We start from the raw sequence: 8,414 nt of genomic DNA on the forward strand, positions 1-8,414 counted from the left end.
CCGGGCGGGATCGCGCTGCCTGCCCTGCTGGACGCCGGCTTTGAGCAGCCTCCCGCGAACCTCCCGCCAGTCCTCCTGCCGGCCAACGCAGCGCCGCAGGACGTGGACCGGGTGCGGTTTTCCTTGGGCCTGCGGGGCTACCGGATGGACCAGGTGGACCAGGTCCTCGATGAGTTGAGGGACCAACTTGCGGCAAGCCGGCAAGAGGTGGAAACTTTGAAAGCCCGACTGGAGGCAGCGGAACAGGCCAGGCCTTCCTCTCAGACACAGGCGCAGGATGAGGGGACAGGGCCCCAGGCGGAACCACCGGCCGCGGAGTCCGATCGGCCTGCCGATGCAGGGTCGGGGGCAGGGGAGGACCAGGCGTGAGCACTGCCACCCGGCGGGGCACAGGAATTTCAGCGTGGGGCCAGGCGCTCACACTGCGGTTCCGGGCAACCGTAGAACGCTGGCCCTGGTGGTTCCAGGTTTCGGCCATCTATGTTGCCGCGAGGCTCGTCAGCGCCGCAATTTTTATGGCTGCCGCCCTGCACCAAGGGCCCAACCCCTGGTTCCCGGCCAAGCCCGACTACTGGAACTTCATCAACATCTGGGACGCGCGCTGGTACGCCAGGGTGATCGCGAACGGTTACCCCACCACCCTCCCGGTTGATAATGCGGGCAATGTCCAGGAAAATACGTGGGCCTTTTATCCCTTGTACCCGTCCCTGGCAGGGGGGCTCAGCAGACTGACGGGGTTGGCCCCGGCTGCCTCGCTGACCATTATCGCGATGCTGTCCGGACTGGCTGCCGCGCTGGTCATCTACACGCTTTTCCGGCATATGGCAGCACATGGACCGGCACTGTGGGCGGTGGCGTTCTTCGCCACTTTCCCCGTGTCCGCGGTCCTCCAGGTGCCTTATGCCGAACCGTTGTCACTGCTGCTGCTCGCGGCCGCATTGCTGCTGGTCGTCCGGCGGCAGTATCTGACGGCGATCCCGGTCGTGGTGATGCTGTGCCTCTCGCGTCCGGTAGGCGTTCCATTCGCGGCCATGCTGGGGTTCCTCCTGGTCCATCGGCTGGTGCAGCGCTTCCGCCCCCGGGACGGGGATTCGCATTCTGTCCTGGACCTCGCGGCACTTACCGCCCTTACAGCAGTGGCAGGCCTATCGGCGCTGGCATGGCCCGCCGCAGCATGGGCGGCTACCGGCGATATACAGGCCTATACCAAGACTGAGACCGTGTGGCGGGGCCACGATCTGGTGCCATTCAAACCCTGGTTCGACACCGGCGTCGACCTCTTCGGCCCGGTGCTCGGAATGCTGGCCCCTTTTATCTTTGTGGCACTCTTCGGCGCCATGCTGTATCTGCCGCCGGTGGTCCGGCTCGGGGCCGAACTCCGGCTGTGGTGCGCCTGCTACATGGGCTACCTGGTGATGTTCCTCCACCCGCAGACCAGTACTTTCCGGATGCTGCTCCCGCTTTTCCCACTGGCGTTGGGGGCCGCGCTCCTGTCCCGGTCCCGGGCTTACCGGGGAACTGTCGTGGTGATGTTCGTGCTGTTGCAGATCGTCTGGATTGTCTGGCTGTGGGCGTGGGAGCAGTTGCCGGGCGGCGGGGATTATCCGCCGTAGAAAATCCGGCTTCTGCGCTGGTGAGAGTGGAAATTGGACCCGTCCACAAATGTCCATCGATTAGCTACGGACGGGTAATTCCGCGATAATGGTAGGTAAGCAAGGACAAAAAGCATTCAGAATACGCGCAGCCCCGGCGGTGTCCATCCACTCCGCCATGGCAGCTTGATCTACATGCGGACACAGCCCACCCGGGCTGATCAGTCCTGGGACTAAATGGAGGGGAATTCCTCATGGCGGCTATGAAACCACGTACCGGCGACGGCCCAATGGAAGTCACCAAGGAGGGCCGCAGCCTGATCATGCGCGTCCCGCTCGAAGGCGGCGGGCGTTTGGTGGTCGAACTGAATGCAGCTGAAGCGGCCAACCTCAAGGAATGCCTGGTCGGCGTTACCGAATAATCGTGCAGGACAGGGTCCGCAAGCCTTCGGGCTGCGGGTCCTGTCTTATTTTTTGACCGCCACGAGCAGGCCGTCGCCGGTGGGAAGCATGGCGGAGGCGAGCCTCTCGTCGTCGCGGATGCTCTTCCCCACCTGCCGCAGGATTACTGTGGTGGCCTCGCGGCCGGCAGGGTTGGCTACCTTGTCCTTGTCCAGTGCATCGTTGATGATCAGCAGCCCGGCGGGCTTCAGGAGCCGAATGGCCTGCTCCACATAACCGGGCAGTCCCGGCTTGTCAGCGTCGATGAACACCAGGTCGTACGCGCTGTCCGTGAGGCGGGGCAGGACATCACCGGCGCGGCCGGAAATGGTCCGCGTCCGGTTAGCCGGGCTGCCGGCCTCCGAGAAGGCTTCCCGTGCGGCTTTGAGATGTTCGACGTCCACGTCGATGGTGGTGAGGACAGCGTGCGCACCGAGACCGCGGAGCAGGCAGACACCGGAGACACCTGCACCCGTTCCGATCTCGACGGCGGTCTGGGCCTTCGACGCCGCAGCAAAGACGGTGAGGACTGCTCCCACACCCGGCCCGATCGGGGTCACGCCCAATTCAAAGGACCGCTCCCGTGCCCGCAGCATAACCTCATCCTCAGCGGGCAGATCTTCTGCATAGGACCAGCTCGTGGACTTGTCGGCGCTCATGGATTTCGCTTTCTGGGCGGCAGGGGGATGTCCTCTACAGCCTACTGTGTCGTTCGGCGACAGCCGGGAAGGCGGGCCGTTGCGCCTACGGCTGAAGTTACCCGGCAGTCAGGAAATTCCCAGCCGAATTTGAAATGATTATTATCCGGTCATCCAAAGGGCGGCCGGCGCCGAATCATAGATGTCAACAGTGTCCGGGCGTACGCATTCCATGAGGGGAGTGGACGATGTCATCATCAGTTGTGGCACCTGTCCCTGCAGCAAACAAACCGGATTCCGAGTGGGTGCGCCCCACTTGGGAAGAAGTGGTGACCAACCACTCCGCGAAGGTTTACCGGCTGGCTTACCGCCTGACCGGAAACAAGTACGACGCCGAAGACCTCACCCAAGAGGTGTTTGTCCGCGTCTTCCGCTCGCTGGAAAACTTCAAGCCCGGAACGCTGGACGGCTGGCTGCACCGCATCACCACCAATCTCTTCCTTGACCAGGCGCGGCGGAAAACCCGGATCCGGTTTGACGCCCTTGCCGAGGACGCCGAATCAAGGATTCCAGGGCGGGAACCAGGTCCCGAGCAGAGCTTCGAGCTGAACAACCTTGACCTTGACGTCCAGGCTGCCCTTGAGGAACTCCCCCCGGACTTCCGCGCGGCCGTGGTCCTCTGCGACCTCGAAGGACTGTCCTACGATGAGGTTGCCGAGGCCCTGGGCGTCAAGCTCGGTACAGTGCGCTCCCGCATCCACCGTGGCCGCACCATGCTTCGGGAAAAGCTGGCCCACCGCGACCCGCGTCCGCAGCAGTCGAGGCCCAAACTGTCCTTGCCGCGCATCGCCGGCATCCTCTGAACGGCACATGAGGCCCCAATTTTCGCTCAGCCGCAGGCATCAGCGTACCGCCAGCCATATCCAGTCCTGCCACGAATGTGCTTCAGCCCTGCGCCGGGAGCGGCAGTACCTTGAGCGGCTGCGGGACGCGCCAATCCCGCCGGCCAGCGATGACCTTGCTGCCCGCCTGTTGGCCAGGACCCAGGAGTTGGCGGCCCGGCCGCCGGCTCCTGCCCCGCATCACCAGGCACCCAGGGCAGCGGTCCGGGTGCTGGCCATGACGGCGGGGGGCACCTTTGCGGCAGCAGGTGTCCTCGCTGCCGGTGCATTAGCCGTGGCCGGTGACCCGAATCGGGCAGACGGTGCCGCAGCCGGAGCCACCCTCTGGCAGGTCTCGGCCCAGACGCCCGCCGACGGCAGGACGCTGAGTGCGGAACGGCTCTCAGGCCTGCGGTCGGAGGGGTGGGTATGCCCCGAACTCGAGGCTATGGGATTCCACCTCGAATCGGCCAAGGCCGTGGTGCTGGAGGGCCGCCCCGCAGTCGAACTGAGGCTTTCCGACGGGACGCACTACGCGACCATCACCGAACGGCACAACCCTGGAGGCACCGAAACAGAACCCGCTTCGGGGCAGGCCGGCCCGCCGTTGCAGATCCTGGAGTCGTCGCCCGGGTCCGCCACCTTCCGGACGCAGGGCCGCACCTTTACCTATGTCTCCGATCTCCCCGCAGAACACGCTGACGACGCCGTGCCCATCCTGCAGCGCCTCAGTGAACAGGCGGGAGAAGGTGTAGCAGCCGAAGCTTTGGAGGAGCCGTCGGGGCCGGGCGCCGAACCGGTGGTACAACGCATCCAGCGCGGCGTGAACAAGATCGTGGCCCTTTTTACGCAGTGAAGCGGACAGTTTCTGCCGTCCGCGGGCGGGAATCGTCACTGGCAGCCCGGAGAGGGTAATCTTCCTAAAGTGTTTGGAATCAACGGCCCGGAGTTCTTTCTTCTGCTGATCATTGGCGTCCTCGTGATCGGTCCCCAGCGGCTGCCCGAATACACGCAGAAACTGGCCAACCTGGTCAAGGAAGTCCGCCGCATGGCCTCCGGCGCGCGCGAACAGATCAAGGAAGAAGTGGGAATCGACATCGATGATGTCGACTGGAAGAAGTATGATCCCCGCCAGTACGACCCCCGGCGCATCATCAAAGAGGCGCTCCTGGATGACGACACCAAGCCCGTAAGCGCGGGTGCTCCTGCTGCCGTTGCAGCCGTCTCCGGAGCCGCAGCCGTAGCGGTGGCCGATGCCGCCCCGAAGCGTCCTGCCAGGGCGGTCCAGTCGCTTCCGCCAGGCGAAGCTGCCCCCTTCGACACAGAAGCCACCTGACCCAGAAAGCACCTGACGAAGGCGCCCGGAAAGCCTTCGACGTCAGGAGCTCAGCGGGGCTGCAGACCCAGCTTCAAGCCGGCCAGGCCTCGGGGTTTAGCTGCCAGCCTCCCGGCAATGTGCGAGAGCGCTTGTGCTGCCGGCGTGCCTGCCTCGCCGAGGACGATCGGTACTCCCGTGTCACCGCCCTCCCGCAGCTGGATGTCCAGCGGGATCTGCCCCAGCAGGGGCACGTCGGTGCCCACCGTGGCGGTCAGCCGTTCGGCGAGGACCTCCCCGCCGCCGCTTCCAAACAGGTCCATCCTGCCGCCGTCGGGCATTTCCAGGTAGGACATGTTCTCGATGACGCCGGCCACGGACTGCCCCGTCTGGGTGGCGATGGCGCCGGCCCTCTCGGCGACGTCGGCCGCGGCGGCCTGGGGCGTGGTCACCACCAGGATCTCCGCCTTGGGCAGCAGCTGCGCCACGGAAATGGCGATGTCTCCGGTGCCCGGCGGCAGGTCAAGGAACAGGGCGTCCAGGTCGCCGAAGTAGACATCCGTCAGGAACTGCTCAAGGGCCCGGTGCAGCATGGGTCCGCGCCAGGCCACAGGTTGGTTGCCGCTGACGAACATGCCAATGGAGATCACCTTCACGCCATAGGCAACGGGGGGAAGGATCATGTCGTCCACCCTGGTGGGCGCCTGGCTGATGCCCATGAGGCCGGGGACCGAGAAGCCATAGACGTCGGCGTCCACGATTCCGACGCGCAGTCCCTGTGCAGCCAGGGCGCAGGCAAGGTTGACGGTCACCGAGGACTTTCCCACGCCGCCCTTGCCGCTGGCGACCGCGTAGACCCTGGTAAGGGAGTTGGGCTCGTTGAACGGAATGCCGCGCTGGCCGCCGGCCCCGCGGAGCAGTTCCTTCAAGGCATCACGCTGTTCCTGCGTCATCACCTTCAGTTCAACGTCGACGGTGGCCACTCCGGGAACTGCGAGCAGCGCCTTTGTTGCCTCGGCGGTGATGGTGTCCCGCAGCGGGCAGCCGGCAATGGTGAGCAGGACAACCAGGCTGGCTTTGCCGTCGTCGGAAACGTTGACGGAGTCCACCATGCCCAACTCAGTGATGGGACGGCGGAGCTCGGGATCGATGACCGTGGCCAGGGCGGCAGCGACTGCCCCGGCCAGCGAGGTGTTATTGATGGGTGCGCTCCTTAGCGGTCCTGGGTGGAGTGCCCGGGCTTCACCCGGGGAATCTGTTGGGTGCGGGGGTTCCGCTGCCGGTCACGCTGCTCCTTGAGTTTCTCCCGCACCTTGTCGCGCGGGGACTCGTGTTGCCCCTGTCCGGCAGGATCGTGGGTCCGGAGCTCCTCCTGGGCTTCCAGCATGTCTTCCAACAGCGAGCGCAGCTCAGCGCGGACGTAGTCACGCGTTGCCACCTCGCGGAGCGCGATCCGCAGCGACGCCAGTTCCCGGGTCAAGTACTCGGTATCGGAGAGGTTGCGTTCAGCGCGCTGGCGGTCCTGCTGGAGCGAGACGCGGTCGCGGTCGTCCTGGCGGTTCTGGGCCAGCAGCAGCAGCGGTGCCGCATAGGACGCCTGCAGGGACAGCATCAGGGTCAGCAGGGTGAAGCCGAGGTCCCGGGAGTCGAACTGCCAGGCCAGTGGTGCCCACGTGTTCCAGGCCAGCCAGACCAGAACGAAGACCGTCATGTAAACGAGGAACTGTGGCGTACCCATGAAACGGGCGAAGCCCTCGGTGGCGTGGCCGAAGGCATCCGGATCAGGGGAGAACTTGGGCAGGATCCGCTGGCGGCCGCTCAGCGGTGTGTCCAGGCTGCCCTTCGCCGCCGCCTTGGCGGGGGGCCGCACGTTGGGGTTTTTGGGAGCACCAATATCAGCCAATGCGGCCACCGAGCCTTCTTATCGGGGCTTCGCCGTCATGGGCTCGCCAGTCGTCCGGCAACAGATGATCCAGAACGTCATCAACAGTCACCGCCCCCACCAGCCGGCCGGCGTCGTTGACCACCGGAAGGGAGTTCAGGTTATAGGTAGCCAGGGTCCGTGCCACTTCGCTGATGTGCGCCTGGTCGGACAGCGGCTCAAGGTTCTTGTCCACCAGGTTTCCCAGCGGCTCGAAAGGCGGGTAGCGGAGCAGCTGCTGGATGTGCACGACGCCCAGGAAGCGTCCGGTAGGAGTCTCCAGCGGAGGCCTGGTAATAAAAATGGACGATGCAAGCGCGGGGGAGAGTTCCTCGCGCCGGACATGAGCCAGTGCTTCGGCCACGGTGGCTTCCGGCGGCAGGATGACCGGGACGGGCGTCATCAGGCCGCCGGCAGTGTCCTCGTCGTATTCCAGCAGGCGCCGCACGTCTTCTGCACCCTCGGGCTCCATCAGCTGGAGCAGTTCCTCCGCCTGGGCGGAGGGGAGCTCGCCGAGGAGGTCCGCGGCGTCGTCGGGGTCCATTTCTTCCAGGACATCGGCGGCGCGCTGCACATCCAGGGCGGAGAGGATCTCCACCTGGTCATCCTCCGGCATCTCCTGCAGGACGTCGGCGAGGCGCTCGTCCTGAAGTTCACTGGCCACCTCGAAACGGCGCTTGTCGCTCATCTCCTGGAGAGCTTCGGCGAAGTCCGCGGGCTTGAGGTCTTCGTGGTTCGCCAGGAACTGGGTGGCTGCCTGCGGCTCCGTACGGGGCCCCTGCAAGGCATCAGCCCAGTCGATGATGAGGGTTTCGTTCCGGCGGAGCCGGCTCAGTGGCGAGAGGGAATGGCCCCGCCGTACAAACAGCTTGCTGACAAACCAGTCGCGTGAACGGTGCTGGTCCATGGCAATGTCTTCAATGGTGGCGTCGCCGCTGCCGTCCCGGAGCGTGACGCGGCGGTCGAACATCTCCGCCACCACCAGGGTTTCGGCGCCGCGCTGCTCAAAGCGGCGCAGGTTGACCAGGCCCGTGCAGATGATCTGGGTCTGGTCGATGGAGGTGATCCGCGTCATCGGCACGAAGACCCTTTTCTTTCCCGGAACCTCCACCACGATGCCCACCACGTGCGGGGCACCCTGGGTGCCGCGTGAGAGCACAACAACATCGCGCAGCCGGCCCAGCCGGTCGCCCAGCGGGTCGAAGACGTCCAGGCCCAGTAGGCGCGCCACGAAGACGCGCGTAGGAGTTGTACTCACTCCTACAGGCTACCTAGTCTGCTCTCTTTTAGCTGAATTTACAGGCAGCATACATAGTCATGGGCAAGAATGGGACTATGGCAAACATTTTTGGCGCTCCCAAGGCTGGCGGGCCCAACGGCCTGGACGAAGCCCGCGCGGTTCCCACCGGCGACACCGTCGGCTCCTACACGTCCTATTTGGACGCCCAGAAGGCTGTGGACTACCTCGCGGACCAGCAGTTCCCGGTCCATATGGTATCCATCGTGGGCAACGAACTGAAGATGGTGGAGCGGGTTACGGGGCGCCTGAGCTACCCGCGCGTGGCTTTGTCCGGAGCGCTGAGCGGCATGTGGTTTGGCCTTTTCGTGGGCGTAATGCTCTCCTTC

Annotated in this window: 11 protein-coding genes; 7 read left to right on the forward strand and 4 right to left on the reverse strand. The window is 65.0% G+C overall.

All coding sequences use genetic code 11. The features are described 5' to 3' along the window. The 3 genes from AC5RWX_RS27225 to AC5RWX_RS27235 form a co-directional block, all read left to right on the forward strand. Positions 1-369: DivIVA domain-containing protein (locus tag AC5RWX_RS27225; protein ID WP_494099385.1), on the forward strand; the 369-nt coding region annotated here is incomplete at its 5' end. Continuing rightward, complete coding sequence (locus AC5RWX_RS27230) at positions 366-1,613, forward strand: hypothetical protein (RefSeq protein ID WP_494099386.1); 1,248 nt, start codon at positions 366-368, stop codon at positions 1,611-1,613. The genes AC5RWX_RS27225 and AC5RWX_RS27230, both read left to right, overlap by 4 nt. A 233-nt stretch (positions 1,614-1,846) precedes the next feature. Further along, complete coding sequence (locus AC5RWX_RS27235) at positions 1,847-2,014, forward strand: DUF3117 domain-containing protein (protein ID WP_009357720.1); 168 nt, start codon at positions 1,847-1,849, stop codon at positions 2,012-2,014. A 45-nt stretch (positions 2,015-2,059) separates the two neighbouring features. Here the strand turns inward: AC5RWX_RS27235 and AC5RWX_RS27240 are convergent, their stop codons facing one another. Next, positions 2,060-2,692 carry an O-methyltransferase gene (locus tag AC5RWX_RS27240; RefSeq protein ID WP_494099387.1) on the reverse strand — a complete coding sequence of 211 codons (633 nt, stop codon included), beginning with the start codon at positions 2,690-2,692 and terminating at the stop codon, positions 2,060-2,062. A 227-nt stretch (positions 2,693-2,919) separates the two neighbouring features. On the opposite strand from AC5RWX_RS27240, the gene sigE reads away from it, so the two are divergent. The 3 genes from sigE to AC5RWX_RS27255 all read left to right on the forward strand — a co-directional run bounded on the left by sigE (position 2,920) and on the right by AC5RWX_RS27255 (position 4,888). Beyond that, on the forward strand, positions 2,920-3,534 hold the full coding sequence (sigE, locus tag AC5RWX_RS27245; protein WP_458781534.1) for an RNA polymerase sigma factor SigE: 615 nt from the start codon (positions 2,920-2,922) through the stop codon (positions 3,532-3,534). A gap of 7 nt (positions 3,535-3,541) precedes the next feature. Continuing rightward, positions 3,542-4,408 (forward strand): anti-sigma factor, encoded by an 867-nt coding sequence (locus tag AC5RWX_RS27250; RefSeq protein WP_494099388.1) that lies wholly within the window; start codon positions 3,542-3,544, stop codon positions 4,406-4,408. A 69-nt stretch (positions 4,409-4,477) separates the two neighbouring features. Beyond that, positions 4,478-4,888, forward strand: coding sequence for a twin-arginine translocase TatA/TatE family subunit (locus tag AC5RWX_RS27255; RefSeq protein ID WP_494099389.1), 411 nt, complete (start codon positions 4,478-4,480; stop codon positions 4,886-4,888). Positions 4,889-4,938: 50 nt separating this feature from the next. On the opposite strand, the gene AC5RWX_RS27260 is transcribed toward AC5RWX_RS27255, so the two are convergent. From AC5RWX_RS27260 to AC5RWX_RS27270, 3 genes are read right to left on the reverse strand one after another with little or no spacing between them, the layout of a single operon-like run. Further along, a complete protein-coding gene (locus AC5RWX_RS27260; protein ID WP_494099392.1) occupies positions 4,939-6,069 on the reverse strand; it encodes an Mrp/NBP35 family ATP-binding protein in 1,131 nt (376 codons plus the stop codon). Between the two features lie 11 nt (positions 6,070-6,080). After that, positions 6,081-6,779 (reverse strand): DUF1003 domain-containing protein, encoded by a 699-nt coding sequence (locus tag AC5RWX_RS27265; RefSeq protein ID WP_458781537.1) that lies wholly within the window; start codon positions 6,777-6,779, stop codon positions 6,081-6,083. Further along, the gene (locus AC5RWX_RS27270) at positions 6,763-8,046 is read right to left on the reverse strand and encodes a magnesium transporter MgtE N-terminal domain-containing protein (protein ID WP_494099390.1); all 1,284 of its coding nucleotides are present in this window, start codon (positions 8,044-8,046) and stop codon (positions 6,763-6,765) included. The genes AC5RWX_RS27265 and AC5RWX_RS27270 overlap by 17 nt, the downstream gene beginning before the upstream one ends. A gap of 77 nt (positions 8,047-8,123) precedes the next feature. On the opposite strand from AC5RWX_RS27270, the gene AC5RWX_RS27275 reads away from it, so the two are divergent. Continuing rightward, positions 8,124-8,414 (forward strand): YflT domain-containing protein (locus AC5RWX_RS27275; protein WP_494099391.1); only part of this gene is annotated, 291 nt, incomplete at its 3' end.

This window comes from Arthrobacter sp. SPT-J7, assembly GCF_059089965.1.